The 19,890-nt window shown below is 69.8% G+C and carries 9 protein-coding genes; 6 read left to right on the top strand and 3 right to left on the bottom strand.

The window, feature by feature from the left end; genetic code table 11:
- Window positions 1–5: 5 nt before the first annotated feature.
- Both Asi03nite_RS12600 and Asi03nite_RS12595 read left to right on the top strand, forming a co-directional pair.
- Window positions 6–1,241, top strand: a complete 1,236-nt coding sequence (locus Asi03nite_RS12600; protein ID WP_203679371.1) for a sensor histidine kinase — start codon at window positions 6–8, stop codon at window positions 1,239–1,241.
- Window positions 1,229–1,879, top strand: coding sequence for a response regulator (locus tag Asi03nite_RS12595; RefSeq protein WP_203679370.1), 651 nt, complete (start codon window positions 1,229–1,231; stop codon window positions 1,877–1,879). The genes Asi03nite_RS12600 and Asi03nite_RS12595 overlap by 13 nt, the downstream gene beginning before the upstream one ends.
- Window positions 1,880–1,917: 38 nt before the next feature.
- Here the strand turns inward: Asi03nite_RS12595 and Asi03nite_RS12590 are convergent, their stop codons facing one another.
- Window positions 1,918–2,553: a VOC family protein gene (locus Asi03nite_RS12590; protein WP_203679369.1), complete on the bottom strand. Its 636-nt coding sequence runs from the start codon at window positions 2,551–2,553 to the stop codon at window positions 1,918–1,920.
- Window positions 2,554–2,896: 343 nt separating this feature from the next.
- Here Asi03nite_RS12590 and Asi03nite_RS12585 point away from each other — a divergent pair, with 343 nt between their 5' ends.
- Complete coding sequence (locus tag Asi03nite_RS12585) at window positions 2,897–3,799, top strand: aminoglycoside phosphotransferase family protein (protein WP_203679367.1); 903 nt, start codon at window positions 2,897–2,899, stop codon at window positions 3,797–3,799.
- Between the two features lie 293 nt (window positions 3,800–4,092).
- On the opposite strand, the gene Asi03nite_RS12580 is transcribed toward Asi03nite_RS12585, so the two are convergent.
- Entirely contained in the window at window positions 4,093–4,773 is a 681-nt protein-coding gene (locus Asi03nite_RS12580) for a hypothetical protein (RefSeq protein ID WP_203679364.1), read from the bottom strand.
- 152 nt (window positions 4,774–4,925) lie between these two features.
- The gene (locus tag Asi03nite_RS12575; RefSeq protein WP_203679362.1) at window positions 4,926–5,861 is read right to left on the bottom strand and encodes a hypothetical protein; all 936 of its coding nucleotides are present in this window, start codon (window positions 5,859–5,861) and stop codon (window positions 4,926–4,928) included.
- A gap of 490 nt (window positions 5,862–6,351) precedes the next feature.
- Between Asi03nite_RS12575 and Asi03nite_RS12570 the strand changes: the two genes are divergently transcribed.
- The 3 genes from Asi03nite_RS12570 to Asi03nite_RS12560 all read left to right on the top strand — a co-directional run bounded on the left by Asi03nite_RS12570 (window position 6,352) and on the right by Asi03nite_RS12560 (window position 19,747).
- Window positions 6,352–7,326, top strand: coding sequence for a methyltransferase (locus Asi03nite_RS12570; protein WP_203679360.1), 975 nt, complete (start codon window positions 6,352–6,354; stop codon window positions 7,324–7,326).
- 287 nt (window positions 7,327–7,613) lie between these two features.
- The gene (locus tag Asi03nite_RS12565; protein ID WP_203679358.1) at window positions 7,614–19,214 is read left to right on the top strand and encodes a LamG-like jellyroll fold domain-containing protein; all 11,601 of its coding nucleotides are present in this window, start codon (window positions 7,614–7,616) and stop codon (window positions 19,212–19,214) included.
- Entirely contained in the window at window positions 19,211–19,747 is a 537-nt protein-coding gene (locus Asi03nite_RS12560) for a hypothetical protein (protein ID WP_203679355.1), read from the top strand. The genes Asi03nite_RS12565 and Asi03nite_RS12560 overlap by 4 nt, the downstream gene beginning before the upstream one ends.
- Window positions 19,748–19,890: the final 143 nt, after the last annotated feature.

Here is a 19,890-nt window from a genome sequence, read left to right as displayed (position 1 = left end):
GAGGCATGCGGGCGCGGGGCCACCTCAAGCAGAGGCTGCGCGTCGCCGTGGGCGGCCTGGAGCACGTCGTCGGCGGCCTGGGCACCGCGCTGCTGGCGTTCGCCGCGCTGGTCTGGCTCGTCCTGGTGGCCGTCGGCTGCCTGGTCGGCGTCGGTCTGCCGCTGGTGCCGACGGTGTTCCGGGTGACCCGGGCGGTCGCCGACCGCGAGCGTGCGCGGCTGACCCGCCGGGGCCCGGAAGTGATCGGCCCGCCGCCGCTGCCGGCGAACGCCCGCCAGGCGCTGGCCGACCTGACCGTCCGGCGCGAGCTGGCCTGGTTGTCCCTGCACGGCACGGCCGGGTTCGTGGTCGGCGCGCTGGGGATCACACTGCCGGTGTACGCGGTCGAGGACATCACTTTCCCGGTCTGGTACTGGCTGCTGGAGCCCGGGCCGATCGGACCGGGAATCATCTGGTGGCGGATCGACGGGCTCGCCGACGCGGCGGGCGTGTCGCTGATCGGCTTCGGCTGCGCGGCTCTGGCCGTCGGACTCACCTCCGGCATCGCCCGGCTGCAGGCCCTGCCCGGCCGGCGGCTGCTCGCGCCGGCCCCCGGCGTCGACCTGTCCCTGCGGGTCGCCGAGCTGACCGCCACCCGCGCCGCCGCCCTCGACGCGCACGCCGCCGAGCTGCGCCGCATCGAGCGATCCCTGCACGACGGCACGCAGAACCGCCTGGTCGCGCTCAACGTGCTGATCGGCGCGGCGCGGCGGGCGCTGGACCGCAACCCGGACGCCGCCGCGGAGATCCTGGACCGCGCGCAGGACGCCACCGAGCAGGCCCTCGGGGAGCTGCGCGCGGTGGTGCGGGGCATCCTGCCGCCGGTGCTCGACGACCGGGGCCTGGCCGGAGCGCTGGCCGGGCTGGCCGGGAACTGCGCGGTGCCGTGCCGGGTCGACGTGGACGTGCCCGGCCGGTGCGCGGCGTCGGTGGAGGCGACGGCGTACTTCGTGGTGGCCGAGGCGCTGACCAACGTGGTGAAGCACAGTGGCGCCACGTCCGCCGAGGTCACCGTGCGCCGCGACGGCGACCGGCTGCGCGTGCGGGTCGCCGACGACGGCGCCGGCGGCGCGGACGAGCACGGCGGCTCCGGGCTCGCCGGGATGCGCCGGCGGGTCGCGGCCTACGATGGCCGCTTCGTGCTGACCAGCCCACCGGGTGGGCCGACGACGATGGACGTGGAGTTGCCGTGCGGATCGTGATCGCCGAGGACGACGCCCTGCTGCGGGAGGGGCTCGCCCTGCTCCTGCGCGCCGAGGGGCTGGACGTGGTGGCGACCGCGGACGAGCCCGGCTCGTTCCTCGACGCGGTGTCGTCCTTCCGGCCCGACGTCGCCATCGTGGACGTCCGGATGCCCCCGACCCACACCGACGAGGGGATCGTCGCGGCGGTCGAGGCCCGCCGCCGGCAGCCGGGCCTGGCGGTGCTGGTCCTCTCGGCGTACGTCGAGCAGGCCTTCGCCACGGACCTGCTCGCGCACGGGTCGGCCGGCCTCGGCTACCTGCTCAAGGAGCGGGTCGGCCGGGTGGAGGAGTTCCTGTCCGCGCTGCACCGGGTGGCCTCCGGCGGCACCGCTGTCGACCCCGAGGTGGTCGGGCAGCTGCTGGCGCGCACCCGGCCGGACAGCGGGGTGAGCCGGCTCAGCCCGCGCGAGCGCGACGTGCTCACGCTGATGGCCGAGGGCCTGGGCAACACGGCGATCGCGGAGAAGCTGGTGATCACCGAGGGCGCGGTCCACAAGCACATCCGCAGCATCTTCGCGAAGCTGGGCCTGGCCCCGGACGACCGCGCCGACCGGCGGGTCACCGCGGTCCTGCGCTTCCTGCAGGCCTCCCGCTGAGCGGAGGTGGGACCGGCACCCCCGGCCGCTGCCCGGTGTCAGTCGCGGCCCTGCCAGGTGGTGATGCACGCTTCGTTGCCCTCCGCGTCGGCGAGGACCCAGAACGCGGGCGCCCGCTCGCCGGACACCAGCCGCCCGCCGGCCTTCAGCGCCGCCTCGATCCGCGCAGCCGCCTCGTCATGGGCGACCGAGACGTCGAAGTGGATCCGGTTGCGCTGCGGCCTCGGCTCGCTCATCTGCTGGAACCAGATCGCCGGACCCAGCCGGTCCGGGTCGACGATCGGATCCCGGGGCCCGTCGGCGCCACCCTCGTCGGTGTAGGCCAGAACAGCCTTCCAGAACGGCCGGATCGCCGGGATGTCCAGCGCGTCGATGGCGATCTCCAGCAGTTGGACGCCGTAGGGCTCGGTCTCCGGGACGGCGACCGTGATCAGCTGAGCCAGTTCGACGGTCGCCTGCTCGCTGCTGCCCAGCGTGAGGAAGACCCGGTCGGCGCGCAGGTCCACCCGCAGGTGGTCGTCGGCGGCGGCGCCGCAGGCGGTGATCGCCCGGGTGGCCACCTCGGTGGCGTGGGCCAGCGAGGAGACCGGCACTGAGGTGCGCAAGGTCCCGAGAACGTATCGCCAGCCCCGGTCACTGACGGCTGCCGAGGCGGCCTGCCTGCTCATATCCATGGAGGACATTATCCGGCCGGCGTTCGGGCTCATGCCGGCAAGTCTTGTGTAAGAAGTCCGGGCGCCGGATGCCAGCCGTCTTCCAGCGCCGCTGAGTTCCGGCGCCGGACGCGGGGACCCTTGCGCGCAGAAGGCCGGCCAGACCGTTCCGGGGGGTTATAGGCGCGCGAGCCAGCGATGCCCCGGATGCACACGGGCGAGCAGTCGAAGACTAGCGCTCGGGCGCCGGCGCCGTTCCTGCCCGGTCCGTCCGGGCTGGTGTTGTGACAAGCATGTCCGGGTGCTCGCCGTGCCGTGGTAATCGGCTGGCATCGCGTGGTGGGGCCGCACTAGCGTGCCGGTGGTGCCGATCCACGAGAACGAGGTCCGGGTCACCGCCGAGCAGCTGCGCCGTCTGCTGGCCGAGCAGTGCCCGCGGTGGGCCGAACTGCCGGTGACCGCCGTGCCGTCCGACCTGGAGGGCACCGACCACGTACTCTTCCGGATCGGCGACGGCCTGGCCGCCCGCATGCCCAAGGTGGCCTGGGCGGCCGACCAGGCCGATTCCGGCCGGCGGTGGCTGCCGGGGCTGGCGGCCCGGCTTCCGGTCCGGATTCCGATCCCGCTGTACGTGGGAGAGCCCGGCGCCGGCTATCCCTGGCGCTGGTCGGTGGTGCCGTGGCTGGACGGGACCACCCCGCCCCGCCTGGGCTGCGACGACGTGCCGCTGGCCGGCGACCTGGCCGCCTTCGTCCGCGCGCTGCACCGCATCGACCCGGCCGGCGGCCCGGCGAAGCCGCCCGGTTCCCGGGGCGCGTCGCTGCGCCACGCCGACGAGAGCGTGCGCCGGGCGCTGCCCCGCCTGGCCGGATTCGACGACGGGTTCGACGTGTCCGCGGCGGAGCGGGCGTGGGAGGCGTGCCTGGCCGCTCCCGAGTGGGCCGGCGCTCCCGTGTGGATCCACGGCGACCTGCAGCCGGGCAACCTGATCACCGATGGCGGCCGGCTGGCAGCGGTGATCGACTTCGGCGCTCTCGGGGTCGGTGACCCGGCTCCGGACGTCGCTGCGGCGCTGTGGACCTTCACCGGCGCGGCCCGTGACGCGTTCCGCGAGGCCGTCGCCTACGACGAGGACACCTGGCGCCGAGCCTGCGGTTGGGCTCTGGCCCCGTCACTGACCGGAATTGACTACTACCGGCACACGTTTCCCCGCATGGCCGAGCACGGCCGCCGCATGGTGCGGGCGGTGATCACCGAACTGTCCTGAGACTCTCTCCTGTGCTCACCGCATTCTGTCGGATTGTTGTGCCGGGTGGCCGGTCGCTGTGGACCACTTGAATGGGCTGGCGGGGCAACTCCGCCGGAGTAGCGCCACCAGCCCATCGGAATGCGATCGGTCAGCCGGCGGAACCTTCGCCGCCGCGGCCCGTCTCGCCTTTCGTTGCAGTCATTTTGCGCCCCCATGTCAGGCGGGGCGAATCGGCGCGGGAGTGCATCCGTGCGCCGCTGCCCGATATTTGGCTCTGTTGCCGAGAGGACACTATCAAAACGCCGGGCCTCTCATTGCCACACTGCCCGGATCTCCCATTCGTAGCGGGTTCGCGCGGCGGGCTCGCCTGCGCACCACAGAGCGATGCGATTGCCATTCGAGTCCCACCCGTAGCTCAGCGTTCCCAAATGATTACGCTCGTGTACGGAGAACGCTTTGGCCTCCGGGTGCAGAACGAAGCGAACCACGAATCGTTGCATCGGGAACTTCCGCAGGTCGTACCGGAAGACATCCAGGCCGACCTCCCGCAGAGGATTCCAGATGCCGTTCGGCACCGGATAGACCAGTTCCCAGCTCAGCTCCGGCGCGAAGACCGGTGGCATGAAGATCACGGCGCCGCGATTGGGGATCGCCAGGGGCAGCCAGTCGGCTTTCACCTCCGGGTCGTGCACGGTCAGCGCCGGCACGACCGGGGTCTCCTCGGCGTGCGGGCTGAGGTAGGCCGAGATCAGCGTGAGTTTGCGGTAGCCGATGGCGTGCGCGTGCCGCCGCCGGGTCACCCGGTGCTCCGCGACCCGGTCACTGCCCGGCCCGGTTCCGATCTGGATGACCAGTTCCAGATCCTCCTCGAAAGGCTCCGAACCCGGCTGGGTGTCCTCGGGCCGGTTGAGGGCCGAACGCCGGCGCCCCCGCGACCGCTCCGGCCGCCGGCCCAGATGGACTCCGGTAACCACGATCAGCACCGTGATCACGGCGATCACCGACGTGGCGCGGAACCCGACGCTGGCGCCGACGATCAGGATCAGGTTGAGGGCGGTGACGGTCCCCGCGGAGGCCCAGGTCGGCGCGGGGACCGATCCGGCGAGCCGCCGGATTCTGGTCCAGAGCGCCCCCGACGCGGCAGTCACTCTGTGCTCGACCGCTGCAGCCGCAGGGACCAGCCGATCGGCTCCACCGCCTTGGCGATGGCCTCGGCGTGGACCGAGAACTCGTACTCGCGTATCTGGGTCAGGCCGTTCGGCTTCTCCTTGAAGGTCACTCCGGCCGGCAGATCGCGCGGGGCGACCAGGACGCCGAGGCTGCTCGGCACCCGGAAGACGAAGGCGGCCGACCCCACCGGGCTGCGCCGGCGGCCGTCCTCGTCCAGTCCGACCAGGGGCGGAAGCCATTCGAAGTACTGCACGTGCCCGGACTGCCGGATCGGGTCCCAGTAGCCCGGCGACCGGTACTTCGCGGTCCAGGTCACCTCGGCGTGCGGCGGCGCGAACGTGATGAGGGCGCGGGGCACGGACTTGCTGTGCAACTTGACCACTCCGGCCTGCTGCGGGTCCCCGGAACTGGCCGGCGGCCTGGTCACGTGCAGATCGATGTCGTCCCAGCCCAGCTCATGGTCGCGTCCGCGGTTGAGCGCCTCGAACTGGCACCAGTAGACGCGCTTGGCGAAGTGCGGCCGCGTCTTGTGGATCTCCTCGATGTCGTCCCCGTCGCCCTGCTCGCCGATGTCGAACACGATCTTCCAGTCGTCGCGGTAGGGCCGGTACGCGCCCAGCGTTCCGTCCAGGACACGCCTCGCGTGTTCCGCCTCCCGCACCCGGATCAGGAATTCACCGCTGGGCACGGCGGCTCCGCCGCTGCGCCGCCCGATCTGGTAGGCAAGCGGTAGGGCGGCCGCGAGGATGATGAACGCGGCGATCACGAGGCCTTCGGTGGTCGGCCGATTCGCGGTGAGGATCTGGATGCCGTTCGCCACCGTGCCGAGGAAGGTCCCGACCCAGTACGCGCCGAGCAGCACCCTCGGCCAGCCCGCCTCGCCCAGCCGTTGGAGCAGGCTGCTGCTCATCGACGTGCCCGATGACGGGGGCGTCCACCATCGTCCGGCCTCCCGGCTCCTCCGGCCGGACTCGACCGGCCGATCCGCGTCGCGTCACCGCTCCGCCGATTACCCGCACGAAGCCCATCAACTTCGAAAACTGCCATCAGTATGAAGTCTAGAAATCCGCGGAGACAACCGGACGCCGCGGAAAGCCGTTCAGGTGCGCATACCCGGTCGCCGGGTCGATTCGTCGCGAGTGGACCGGAACCGTGTCCGGCCGAGGTCGCGCTGGTCAGCTTCTTGATCGCAGAGAATCGAAAACACTCTCATCATTGGGTGGTGAATGTGCCAATCTTGCGGAATACACTCGCGCGGGCGGCTCGGCCGGACCCTGTCGGCGATCCCGGAACCGTGATCGCCGGGCGACGTGAATTCGCACTTTCTGACGCCCGGCTGACGGCGCGGACCCGGGGCGCTAAATTCCGAGGGCATGACACCGGATCCATACGGAACGGTCATGGGATTCCTCGTCGGGCCGTGGCTGGCCCAAGCCGTACGCGCGGCTGTCGATCTGTCGCTGGCCGAGCACCTGGCCGGCGGCCCGCGGACGGCCGAGGAGATCGCCGAGGCCGAGGGCGCGGATCCGGCGGCCACCGCACGGTTCCTGCGTGCCTGCGCCTCGATCGGCCTGGTGGCGTACACCGAACGTGGTTTCGCCGGCACCGAGACGCTGGCCGTGCTGCACCGCGAGGCGCCGATGTCGCTGCGCGACCTGGCCGCCTCCCAGTCCAGTCCGTGTCTGTGGCAGACGTGGGCGCGGATCCCCGAGGCGATCCGCAGCGGCCAGGCGCAGACCGCCCAGGCGCTCGGCATGCCGTTCTTCGACTACCTGGCCGCGCACCCCGACGAGGGTCGGCTCTTCGGCGCCGCGATGGCCAGCATGTCGGCGCCGGTCATCCGGGAGGCGGTGGAGGTGATCGGCGTCGCGGGCGCCACCACCGTGGTCGACGTCGGCGGCGCGCACGGCTCCTTCGCACTGGCCATGCTGGCCAGGCACCCCGGTCTGGACGCGATCGTGCTCGACCTGCCGCACGCGCTGCCGGGCGCGCGGGAGGCGGCCGTCGCGCAGGGCCTGCAGGACCGCTGCGCCGCGGTGGCCGGTGACTTCTTCAAGGAGGTCCCGCGGGGCGACATCCTGCTGCTCAAGTTCATCCTGCACGACTGGTCCGACGACGAGTGCGTACAGATCCTGGCGAACTGCCGCGACGCCCTGCACCCCGGCGGGCGCGTCGTGATCACCGAGATCCTCATCGACGACCATGCCCCCGGCATCGCGCCGCTGATGGACATCGCCATGCTCGCCACCGCCGGCAGCCGGGAACGCACGCTCACCGAATTCGACGATCTGCTGACCCGGGCGGGCCTGCGCCGCGTCACGGTCACGCCGGTCGAGCCGCCGTACGCGGTGATCGAGGCGACCGCGGCGGCCTGAGCGGGCACGCCGAGCGGTCCGCCGTCTCGGCGACGCGTATGCGCGGCAGATGCTGCGGGTGTCCGGGCCGGACCACCGGTGTCCGGCGCGCGGGCCGCCCGTCGTCCGGTTCGGACCGGTCCACTCAAGAGCGTGTGACATATCCCACTCCGTGGCTCTGAGCTCGTCTTTTGAGGAGTGACGGAGGGGATGCAGATGAACGCTGTCTGAACAAGATCTTGTGAATCTCGATTACCGTGCCGCATGCTTCGCCGAAATCTTGGAAGAAGCTGTGAGCGGGGGCTCGAATGAGACGGCGTATCGCTGTCGTCACTGCGCTGGCCGTCGGGCTGTCGGTGGGTCTGCCACCGGAGGTGGTGCCCGACGAACGGGGCGGCTGGCCGTTGTCGGGACTGGTGTCCTTCTTCCGGCAGGTGCCCGCGCTGGCCGCGGTGACCACCGGACTGCCCAGGCAGGAGCGCGGCGGCGCGACCGGCAACGTCGACCACTACGTCGGGGTCGACGAGACGCGCGCCAACGGTGGCACCGGAACGCCGCCCGGCCGGGGCAAGGGGATCAAGGACCCCGCGCAGCCGGCCAAGCCGGCGGACAAGAAGTTCACCACGCCGAAGGGCCAGGGCAACGCCGAGAGCTTCGACAAGAAGACCAGCAAGCGGCTGCCCAAGCGCTCGACGGCGAAGTACGACGAGTACCAGAACGAGGACGGGTCGTACACCCGCGTCTTCTTCGATTCGCGGATCAACTACAAGGCGTCGGACGGGTCCTACCAGCCGATCGACACCACGCTGACCAAGCGCGGCGAGCGCCTGGAGGCCGGGGCGAACTCGATCGACGTGTCGCTCGCGGCGACCGGTGGCCCGGCGCTGGCCACGGTGACCACGGCCTCCGGCCGCTCGATGGCCTACGACCTGGCCGGCGCCGCCGCGGTCCCGGCGGTCGTGAACGGCTCCACCGCCACCTACCGCGACATCCTGCCCGGCACCGACCTGGAGCTGCGGACCACCAACGACGGTCTCAAGGAGACCCTGGTCCTGGACTCGCCGGCGGCCGGCAACGAGTGGGTCTTCCCGCTCAAGCTGCAGGGCCTGACCGCGCGGACCGGCAAGAACGGCTCGCTCGACCTGGTCGCCGCGGACGGCAGCGTCGCCATGCAGGTGCCACGCGGCTACATGCAGGACTCGAAGGTGGACCCGCACTCGGGCGCCCCGGCCGAGTCCGACGGCGTGCGCTATGAGCTGATCACCGCCGCCGGCGGGCCGGCCCTCAAGGTGACCGCCGACCAGGCGTGGCTCAACGACCCGGCGCGGCAGTACCCGGTGCGGATCGACCCGACCATCGAGACCTCCGACACCGGTGACATCTTCACCGACAACAGCACCTCCACCGTCACGCACAACGGTGACAACCTGCCGGTCGGCACCTGGGACGGCGGCGACACGGTGTCCCGCTCGTTCATGCACTTCGACCAGTTCGACGACGACGGCCTGGTCGGCACGCAGATCAAGTCGGCCAAGCTGTTCATGTTCCACACCTGGTCGTACAACTGCGCCGACCACGAGCCGATCGAGGTCCGGCGGGTCACCAAGTCCTGGACCGTCGCCGGGATCGAGGACGCGAAGGGCGTGCTCTCCGCCGGTCCGACCTACTCGTCGCCGATCGCCAACTGGGTGATCAGCGACAACAGCCCGGCGTGCAGCAACACCGGCGGTGACCGGGGCAAGGGCGCGATGCGGTCGGTGTCGCTGCCGACGCAGACGTTCAACGGCTGGTCGACCGGCTCGCTGCCGAACTTCGGCCTGGCGCTGACCGCGTCGGAGACCAACTCGAAGGCGTTCAAGCGGTTCACCTCGGCCAACTACGGCGACTACGCGACCGACCCGCGCATCGAGGTCACCTACGACTACAACACCGACCCGCAGGTCAACGAGCAGTACCCGGCGTACGGCGCGACCACCGCCACGCTGACCCCGGAGCTGATCGCCGACGCGCACGACCCGGACAACTGGCCGAAGACGCTGGAGTACAACTTCTTCGTCTACGACAAGGACAACAAGGTCCAGCTGGCCACCTCGGACTGGACCACGAAGAAGTCCTGGACGGTGCCGCCGGGAACGTTCACCTGGAACGAGTCCTACTACTGGACGGTCCAGGTCCGCGACGGTCTCACCGACAACCACGAGAACCTGGTCAAGAACCTGATCACCACCCCGGTGCCGCAGCCGTCGATCACGTCGGTGCTGTCGCAGAACGCCGGGCAGGGCTTCGACCCGGTGATCGGCAACTACACGACGTCGGCCCGGGACGCGATGGTCAACACCATCGGCCCGCCGCTGGAGATCACCCGGTCGTACAACAGCAGTGATCCCCGCGCCGATCAGGCGTTCGGCGCCGGCTGGTCGAGCATCGCCGACGTCAAGGCCACCGAGAAGCCGGTGACCATCAACGGCTCGCAACGCGTCAACACCGTGGTGGTGACCTATGCGACCGGGCGCGAGCTCGCCTTCGGCCGCAACCACGACGGCTCCTACTCGTCGCCGGCCGGCCTGGCCTCGACCTTCCGGGAGATCCCGGCGGAGGAGGGCGGCGGTTACCGGCTGACCGAGAAGGACGGCACCACCTACGAGTTCAAGCGGCTCGAGGAGGGGTCGGCCCAGTTCCCGGTCGCCTCGATCACCGACGTCTCCGGCCGCGGCCAGAAGTTCACCTACACCGGCGGCCTGCTCTCCACGATCACCGCGGCCTCCGGGCGCACCCTGGACCTGATCTGGACGGAGACCGCGCCCAAGCACGTTGCCTACGTCGCCACCGACCCGGTCACGCCGGGGGACTGGGACTCGGTCAACACCTGGAAGTACGAGTACAACGGCAACTCGCTGACCAAGGTCTGCGCCCCGAACAACTGGGGCGAGTGCAACACCTACCGGTACGACGCCTCCGGCTCGCTGTTCCCGACCGCGATGGTCAACGCGCGGCCGCACTCGTACTGGCGGCTCAACGAGGCCGGCGGCACCGCCGCGGCCAGCACCATGCTGGAGAACGGCGGCGCGGACGTCGGCGTCTACAGCGGCGTGACGCTGGGCCGGCCCGGCCCGCTGGCCGGCTCCACCTCCACCGCTGCCGGCTTCGACGGCACCTCCTCGCAGGTGCAGGTCCCGGCGAACCTGGCCGCCGACGGCGCGAACCAGGCGATCAGCATGTGGTTCAAGGCCCCGGCCGCCGGCGGCGACGGCGTCCTCTACGGCCAGTCGATGGAGCCCGCGGCGTCGACCGCGGCGACCACCAGGACCGCCTACAACCCGACGCTGTACCTGGGCTCGGACGGCCAGCTGATGGGCGGCTTCGCCAAGGCCCCCAAGCTGGGCGCCTCGCTGGGCACGCTGACCGCGGTCGGCCAGGGCCAGTGCCTGACCGTGCCGGGCAACGTCTCCACCAACGGCACCCGGCTGGCGATCGCCAACTGCGCCGGCACCGCCAACCAGCTGTTCACCTGGGCCACCACCCGGCAGCTGCAGGTCACCACCGGCGGCGTGGTCAAGTGCGTGGACACCGAGGACCAGGAGGCCGTCAACGGCACCGACCTGGTGATCAACACCTGCGCGTCGACCGCCGGCAGCCAGCGCTGGGACGTGCAGGCCGACGGCCAGATCATCAGCGACTTCTCCGGGCTGTGCCTGGACTCGGTCGGTGACGGCTCGCAGACCGGCGCGCTGATGCAGATCTGGGCGTGCGGCAAGACCCGCCCGGTCGACCAGCTGTTCCTGACCCGCATCCACACGCCGATGGCGGCCACCACCACTGTCAACGGCGTGACGTCGCCGCTGAAGGTCAACGACGACACCTGGCACCACGTGGTGCTGTCCTCCTCGGGCAACCGGCAGGACCTGTACCTCGACGGCAAGCCGGTGGCCTCGGAGACCGGCGTCACCGTGCAGGACACCTCCCCGGCGTCGTCGTTCATCGGCAAGGGCTTCCTGGGCGGGGCCTGGCCGAACCAGTCGCACGCCAACGCCAACAGCAACGTCGGCACCCGCGACTACTTCACCGGCTCGATCGCCGAGGTGGCGCTCTTCGACACCCCCGTCGACGGGCAGCTGGCCGCCGACCTGTACGACTCCAGGAGCGCGGTCAGCCTGCTGACCAAGGTGGTCCGCCCGTCCGGCAACGCCACCGCGGAGATCTCGTACGACAGCGCCTCCAGCCGGGTCACCAAGGTCATCGACGGCAACGGCGAGACCTGGACCCCGGAGACCCCGGCGATCGTCGGGACCACGAAGGTGTACGAGAGCGGCGTGCTCGGCGGCGCGCCGACCAACTACTGGCGGATGGCCGAGTCCGGCGTCACCGACGCGGTCAACCAGGTCAACGGTGGCACCGCCACCTACAGCACGGTCACGCTCGGCTCAGTCGACGGTCCGTTCGGATCGTCCGGCAAGGCGGCGTCCTTCAACGGCACCAGCTCGTACGTCACCCTGCCCAAGGGCGTCGCGCCAACCGGGCCCAGCTCCGTCTCGATGTGGTTCAACACCACCACGACCAAGGACGTCCTGCTCGGCATGAAGTCGAGCAGCACCGCCCGGTACGACAGCCCGGCACTGTGGATCACCCCGGACGGCAAGCTGCGCGCGCTGTCGCCGTCGCTGACCCCGACCGGCCCGCTGAACTCGGTCGGCGTCGCCGGCAAGTGCGTCGACGTGACCAGCAGCGGCACCGCCGACGGCACGGTGATCCAGAGCTACGACTGCAACGGCACCGCCGCGCAGAACTGGACGCTGGTCTCCTCGGCCTCCGCCAACGGCAACCTGAGCACCGTCCGGGCCTTCGGCAAGTGCATGACCCCGGCCGGCAACGCGACAGCCAGCGGCACCAAGATCGTGCTCTCTGCCTGCACCGGCCACGCCTCGCAGAACTGGGAGCCGTCCAGCAACCGGCTGCTCAACAAGGCCTCCGGCCTCTGCCTGGACCTGCCCGGCTCGACCAAGACCAACGGCGCCGACCTGCAGCTGTACGCCTGCAACACCAGTACCGCGCAGACCTTCATCCCGTCGCTGGCCAGCAAGGCCGCGGTGAACGACGGCAAGTGGCACCACGTGGTGCTGGCCACCAACGGCACGACGCAGACGCTGTACGTCGACGGCGCCAAGGCGCAGTCGACGACCGGGTCGGAGCCGATGGCCCCGTCCCAGCTGACCGGCGGCGCCCCGACGGTGTACACCCTCGGCGCCGGTTACGTCGACGGCACGACGGCCGGCCACAACTGGTTCTACCTGGACTCCAACACCACGCCGTACTACAAGGGCAGCCTCGCCGAGGTGGCGTTCTACGCCTCCGAGGTCGACGCCACCCAGGCGCAGTACCAGTTCAAGGCACGTGACGCGGTCAAGGGCGCGCCCTCCGGCCAGATCAACTACGCGGTCACCGGGCCGAAGGACGCCGACGGCAAGCCGACCCGGACCACCACCGTCAACGACCTGCTGTACGCCCGCAAGATCGCCGAGATCGACGCGCTCGGCAACGAGACGCGGTTCGGCTACAGCGGCAAGGGCAACCTGCGCACGGTCACCGACGCCAACGGCAACATGACGATCAACGAGTACGACGTGCGCGGCAACGTCGTGTCGGTGACGACCTGCCAGGACCGGTCGGAGAACAACTGCTCCACGTCGTACTCGCTGTACTTCCCGGACGCGACGACGCAGAACCCGGACCCGAAGAACCGGCGCAACGACCGGCTCATCGAGCTGCGCGCCGCCGGCTCCGACTCACCCTCGGACAACCGTTACCTCACCAAATACGAGTACGACGACCAGGGCAACCGGATCAGCGAGACCGACGAGCTGGGCCGGCGGACCACTATCACCTACACCGACGGCGGCAAGAACGGCGGTTTCCAGGGCGGCAACGCGCCGGCCGGCCTGCCGTGGCGGGTGGTCAAGCCGGGCGGTGGCCTGCAGACCATCCTCTACTACCCGAACGGCGACGTCGCCGAGACGACCGACCCGGCCGGCGCGACGACCCGGTACGAGTACGACGGCCTGGGCCGCACGGTCAAGGAGATCGACGTCGTCAAGGGCATGCCCGGCTCGACGGTCAGCTACACCCACGACCGGCTGGACCGGGTGGTCACGGTCACCGACAGCGTGGTGACCAACGCCGTCACCGGCGCGGTGCACACGCCGGTCACCACGCTGGCATACAACGTCGACGGCCTGATGACCTCGGAGACCGTGTCGGACGCCACCGGCGGAGACGCGTCCCGGACCGTCACCTACGACTACGACAGCCGCGGCCGGCGGATCGCCGAGACCGACCAGGAGGGCAACCGGGTCGAGCTGGGTTACGACTCGTTCGGCCAGGTGAACCGGCAGACCCACGTCGACGGCTCGACGGTGCTGACCAACTACGACGCGGTCGGCAACGAGATCTCCACGGTGGTCAAGGGCTTCACCGGCGACCCGGACTCGCCGTCGGCGCCACGCGACCTCAAGGTGCGGCAGCTGGCCTACGACCCGGCCGGCCGGCTGGCGTCCGAGACCGACGCCATGGGCTTCGTCAACGAGTACACGTACACCGACAACAACCTGCTGGTGTCGGTGACCCGCACGAACGGCTGCGACCCGGCGAAGACGCCCGGGTGCACCAAGCAGTCGCACGTGCTGGAGAAGAACACGTACGACGCGGCCGGCAACCTGCTCACGCAGATCACCAACAACGGCCGGACCAAGACCACCCGCACGTACGACGCCGCGGGCCGGAACCTGACCGCGACCGTCGACGTCACCGAGGACGGCGAGGCCGCCACCACCCGCACCACCACGTACACCTACTCGGCCGAGGACGAACTGCTGAGCACCACGCTCAGCGACGGCACCTCGGTGCTGGCGTCGACCGGCACCACGTACGACCGCCTCGGCCGGGTCCGGCAGCAGACCGGCTACCTCTCCGCGGGCGTCACCCCGACCCTGCGGTGGAAGCTGGACGAGAAGACCGGCAGCACGGTCGCCGACGCGGCCGCCAACAACACCGGCACCCTGGCCGGCGGCGTGGGCTGGTCCACCGAGCGCGGCGGCGCGGCCTCCTTCTCCGGCGGCGCGTCCGGCACGATCTCCGGCCAGGCGCCGGTGGACACGCTGCAGCCGTACACCCTCAGCGCCTGGGTCAAGCTGGGCAACAAGGACGCCGACCGGTTCGTCGCGGCGATGACCGGCGACGTCGGCAGCTCGGCGCTGAAGGTCTACTACGAGAAGGCGACCGACTCGTGGCGCCTGGCCATGGCGGTGCGCGAGCCCAACGGCGAGGTCAGCTGGCCGAGCAGCGCCAGCACCTACACCACCGGCTCGGCCACCGCGGACTGGACGCACCTGGCGGTCACCGTGACGCCGAACGCGGCGTCCGGTGGCACGAACACCGCCCAGCTGTACGTGAACGGCGTGGTCAAGTCGGCGCTGTCGACCACCAAGCAGTTCAACAACCAGGCGACCGGCCTGCTCGTCGGCGGCCAGACCGAGACGACCGGCATCTTCGCCGGCCAGATCGACGACGTGCAGGCGTACCAGAAGGCGCTGAGCCCGGCGGAGATCGGCCAGCTGCAGTCCGGCGCCCTCCCGGCGGCCGGCGCGCAGGTGAGCCGGACCAGCTTCGGCCTGGACACCGACGGCACGGTCACCTCGGCCATCGACCCGAAGGGTGTCGTCACCTCGATCACCAACGACGAGGTCGGCCGCCCGGTCGTCACCGTCGGCCCGGAGACCAGCACGGTCACCGGGGAGGGCGCGCCGGTCCGGATGCGGGCGGTCAGCCGGATCGGCTACAACACCTTCGGCGACACCACCGAGCAGGCCGACCCGTACGGCAACGTCGTGACCAACCGGTACGACGGGGTCGGCCAGATGGTGGAGCAGGAATCGGCGGCGTACACCGCGCCGGGCGCCACCGCCCCGATCCGCGCCAAGAACACCGTCAAGTACAACAAGGTCGGCCAGGTCCTCTCCAGCACCGACCCGCTGGGCGCGGTCACCGAGTACACCTACGACCAGCTCGGGCGCACCACCAAGGTGGTCACGCCGGACCGCGGGGTCACCCGGTACGCCTACGACGACAACGGTGAGCTGCTCTCGCACACCGACCCCAACGGCGCGCAGGCCCTGTCGACGGTCGACTACCTGGGCCGGACCGTCACCGCGACCGAGGCGGTGCGGCAGGCGGGCACCGGGTACACCACCACCTACACCTACGACAACAGCCCGTGGCCGACCAGCGTCAAGTCGGCCGGCGGCGTGGCCACCACCCTGAAGTACAACAGCCTCGGCGAACAGACGGCGGTGACCGACGCCGCCGGAAACACCAGCCGGACCAGGTACGACGGGGCCGGCCGGCCGGTCAAGGTGATCGCCCCGGACGGCAGCTACTCGACGGCCACCTACGACCTGCTCGGCCGCACGGTCAGCTCGTCGGAGTACGCGGCCGGCACCGGTGAGCTGCTGCGCACCCGCAGCCAGCGGTTCGACATCGCGGGCCGGACCCTGGCGGCGAGCAACGCGTACAACCCGGCGGTCGCCGCCGACACCGATCAGGCCGGCAGCCGGCACGAGACCACGTTCGAGTACGACGAGGCCGGGCAGCTGATCTCGCAGCGCGAGCCGATCAGCGCCTCGGACGCGATCACCACGACCTTCGGGTACGACGTGGGGGGCCGGCAGACCCGGTTCACCGACGGCCGGGGCAACCGGTTCATCACCACGTACAACTCCTGGGGTCTTCCGGAATCGCAGATCGAGCCGGCCACGTCCGGCACGCCGGCCCTGGCGGACCGGACGTTCACCATGACCTACGACGCCGGTGGCCGGGCGATCCGCCTGGACTCGCCGGGCGGGGTCACGGCGACCTCCGAATACGACGTGATGGGCCGGCTGATCAAGAGCTCCGGCAGCGGGGCCCAGGTCGCCACGAAGGACCGCTCCTTCACGTACGACCTGACCGGCCAGGTGACCTCGTTCACCGGCGCGGCCGGCGAGAACAAGGTGCAGTACGACGACCGGGGCCTGGTCACCTCGATCACCGGCGTCTCCGGCAACTCGTCGTACGCCTACAACGCCGACGGCGCGCTGACCACCCGGACCGACGGGGCCGGCACGACGACGTACTCCTACGACGTCGCGGGCCGCCCGTGGAAGGTGGACAACAGCACCGCGGGCGTGCACATGACCTACGCCTACGACGCGCTGTCGCGGGTGAAGGAGGTCGCCTACGGCGGCAACACCCGCTACTTCACCTACAACAAGCTCAAGCAGCTGGAGTCGGACGAGGTCAAGACGTCCGCCGGGGCCACCGTCGGCAAGATCGCCTACGGGTTCGACCTCGACGACAACATGACCAGGAAGACGACCACCGGCTTCAACGGGGCGTCCACCAACACCTACAAGTACGACTGGGCCAACCGGCTCACCGGGTACGACAACGGCGTCACCCCGGTCGTCTACGCCTACGACAAGTCCGGCAACCGGATCCAGGCCGGCTCGAAGACGTTCACCTACGACGAGCGCAACCAGCTCGTGTCGGACTCCACCGGCACCGGCTACCGCTACTCGCCGCGCGGGACGCTGACCTCGACGGTCACCAACGGGGTGGAGACCAAGACCGTCACCGACGCGTTCAACCAGGTGATCTCGCAGGGCACCAAGGCCGGAGGGACCACCACCTACTCGTACGACGGTCTGGGCCGGCTGATCCTGCCGAACCTGACCTACACCGGCCTGGGCAACGACGTGGCGGCCGACGGAACCACCGTCTACGTCCGCGACGTGGCCGACGACCTGGTCGGCGTGGCGTCCGGCACGACGCAGCGCTACGCCTGGACCGACGTGCACAGCGACGTGGTCGGCGAGTTCGGGGCCACCGGCACCGCGCTGACCGGATCGGTGTCCTACGACCCGTGGGGCAAGGTCCTGGCCAGCGGCGGCATGATCGGCAAGCTCGGCTTCCAGCAGGAGTGGACCGACCAGGGCACCGGCAAGGTCAACATGCTGTCGCGCTGGTACGACCCGGAGACCGGCGCGTTCGACACCCGCGACACCGCGAACAACAGCCCGTCGCCGGACTCCGGAGCGGCCAACCGGTTCGCGTACGCCGAGGGCAACCCGCTCACCAACACCGACTCCACAGGTGAGGGCGTCGACGGCAAGTGCGGTCAGTACGACTACGCCTGCGAGGTGAAGAAGTACCAGGCCGCGCTCAAGCTCTACAACCTGGCGATGGAGGCCCGCGACCGCGACATGAAGGCGGTCGGCGCGCAGATCGTCGCGCAGGAGGCCGAGTACGTCCGCGCGCTGCGGGAGAGCAACACCAGCCTGCTCGACATCCTGCTGCAGGTCGGCGTCGGGATGCTGCTCGACATGATCGGCTACAACTCGGTGGTCGGCTGTCTGGGCGGCAGCGTCATGGACTGTGTCGACCTGGCACTGAGCGCTCTCGGCCCGATCAAGGCGCTCAAGGTCGGCAGATCCCTCTACAAGGCGGCCGACCGGGCGTTCGCCGGTTACCGCCTGTGGAAACGGATCGTCGAGGGCGCCCGTACCGCCATGCGACGGGCGCAGGACCTGGTCAACATGGCCCGCAAGAAGCTCGGCGACCTGATGTCGAAGGTGCCGAAGAAGCCGAAGCCGCCCAAGAAGAAGCCGAAGCCGCCGGCGAAGAAGAAGCCCAAGCCGAAGCCGAAGCCGGAGAAGAAGCCGGCCCCGTCGAAGCCTGCCAAGAAGCCGAAGCCGGAGAAGGCTCCGAAGAAGCAGGACAAGCCGGACAAGGGCAAGCCGCAGAAGACCAAGCAGAAGCAGAAGGACAAGTCCGAGCCGAAGAAGAAGCCGAAGCAGAAGCAGTCCCGGTCCGACGACGGAGACGACTCCGACGACGGGGGCGACGACTCGGAGACCGGGGGAGAGTCCTGCCCGATCCCGCAACTGGTGCAGAAGCACAGCTTCGACCCGTCGACGCTGGTGCTGATGGCCGACGGCACGACGCGGCCGATCTCGGAGGTCAACGTCGGTGACTCGGTCCTGACCAAGGACCCGGCCACAGGCGAGATCAGCTCGCGGCAGGTCACCCTGCTGCACTCCAACCGTGACCTGGACCTGACCGACGTCACGGTGTCGGAGAAGCCGGCCGAGGGCACCACCGGAACCGAGACGCGGACCGAGGGCAAGGGCGGCCGTAGTACCCGTGGCCCGACCGAGCCGACGGTCCTCAAGACGACGGCGCACCATCCCTTCTGGGACGCGACCACCGAGAAGTGGGTCGACGCCGCGGACCTGGTCCCCGGCACGTCGACGCTGATCGGTCCGGACGGCGAGCTGCAGTACGTCACCGACGTCGACAACCACGCCGGCGCCGAGGTGATGCGCGACCTCACGGTCGACGACATCCACACGTACTTCGTCGTCGCCGGCGGGGCACCGGTCCTCGTCCACAACAACAACGACGACTGCCGGATCGACTACGGCACGATCAACGAGCACGGTCAGCGGAGCGGCGTGCACGCGCTGCTCGACAAGAGGAATCTCGGCAACTCGACGGCGCCCGACCCCGATGAGGCGATCCCGGACATCCGGCCGGGAGGACTGGACAACCAGACGCATCTGCTCGGAGCCGCCATCGGTGGTTCCAACACGGACCCCCGGAACTTCGTCTCCATGTTCCGGCATGCGAACTTCCCGCGGATGTACTTCGGGGCCGAGATCAAGATCAAGAAAGCTCTGAAGACACAGCAGGTTCGGTTCAGCGCGGTGCCGAAATACATCGGAAACAGTTCACGGCCCATCTACATTCATATCAAGGCAATAGGTAGTGGGCCGGATCCGTTGATGATCGACATGAAGATTTGGAACGTGCCGAAACCGTGAGATCACATAATTATGCCGAGCGGCTCATCGACGTGCTGGGTGTAACCCAGAGGGTTGTGCCCTGCTCGTGGGATGCCGTGGAGGAGGCGATCGGGCAGCCGATACCCGGTGACTACAAGACCTTCATAGGGCACACCGGGTCGGCCTGCATCGATGACCGACTCTGTGTTTTCGGTCCGAACCCGTCCGAGAGCGTGGACATCGGGCACATGATCGAAAGCCTCGATCAGGGTTGGCAGTACCTGCGGGAGAACGATGTCGACCTCCCCGAGGAGTTCTTCGCCGAGGGGCGCAGGCTGATCACCTTCGCGGCCGTCCAGGAGAACTACTTTTTCTGGGACGCACGGGAAGGCGTCGCTCCGGATGACTGGGGCGTGGTGATCGTGGATGCGGACCTCGAAGGCTGGCATGAGTTGGACATGTCGGCGACGGAGTGCATCTACAAAGTCATGGTTCGGGAGATCGACATCAAGCCTTTCGGGCAGTTCTTCGGCCGGACTGAGCACGACATAGGTTTCTTCGGAACGGAGTAGTCGTGCCGGCCGGGGATGGAGCACGGAACAGCGTCCATTCCCGGCCCGGCTGATCTCTGTGTCGTGCAGCCAGGTCGCCGCCAAACGACCGCCAGCGTGTCGGTCCTGGCGATACGGCTTTGTTGTGGGCTGTCCGCGCGGTA

This window comes from Actinoplanes siamensis (assembly GCF_016862395.1).
Taxonomy (GTDB): domain Bacteria; phylum Actinomycetota; class Actinomycetes; order Mycobacteriales; family Micromonosporaceae; genus Actinoplanes; species Actinoplanes siamensis.
Note: the sequence above shows the minus strand (reverse complement) of the source record. Positions and strands in the feature narration are given on the sequence as shown.

Bases quoted from the DNA above. Each gene is read 5' to 3' on its own strand.
- Asi03nite_RS12570 (WP_203679360.1), top strand. From the start codon at position 6,352: ATGGGATTCCTCGTCGGGCCGTGGCTGGCCCAAGCCGTACGCGCGGCT.
- Asi03nite_RS12565 (WP_203679358.1), top strand. From the start codon at position 7,614: ATGAGACGGCGTATCGCTGTCGTCACTGCGCTGGCCGTCGGGCTGTCG.
- Asi03nite_RS12600 (WP_203679371.1), top strand. From the start codon at position 6: ATGCGGGCGCGGGGCCACCTCAAGCAGAGGCTGCGCGTCGCCGTGGGC.
- Asi03nite_RS12590 (WP_203679369.1), bottom strand. From the start codon at position 2,553: ATGGATATGAGCAGGCAGGCCGCCTCGGCAGCCGTCAGTGACCGGGGC.
- Asi03nite_RS12575 (WP_203679362.1), bottom strand. From the start codon at position 5,861: ATGAGCAGCAGCCTGCTCCAACGGCTGGGCGAGGCGGGCTGGCCGAGG.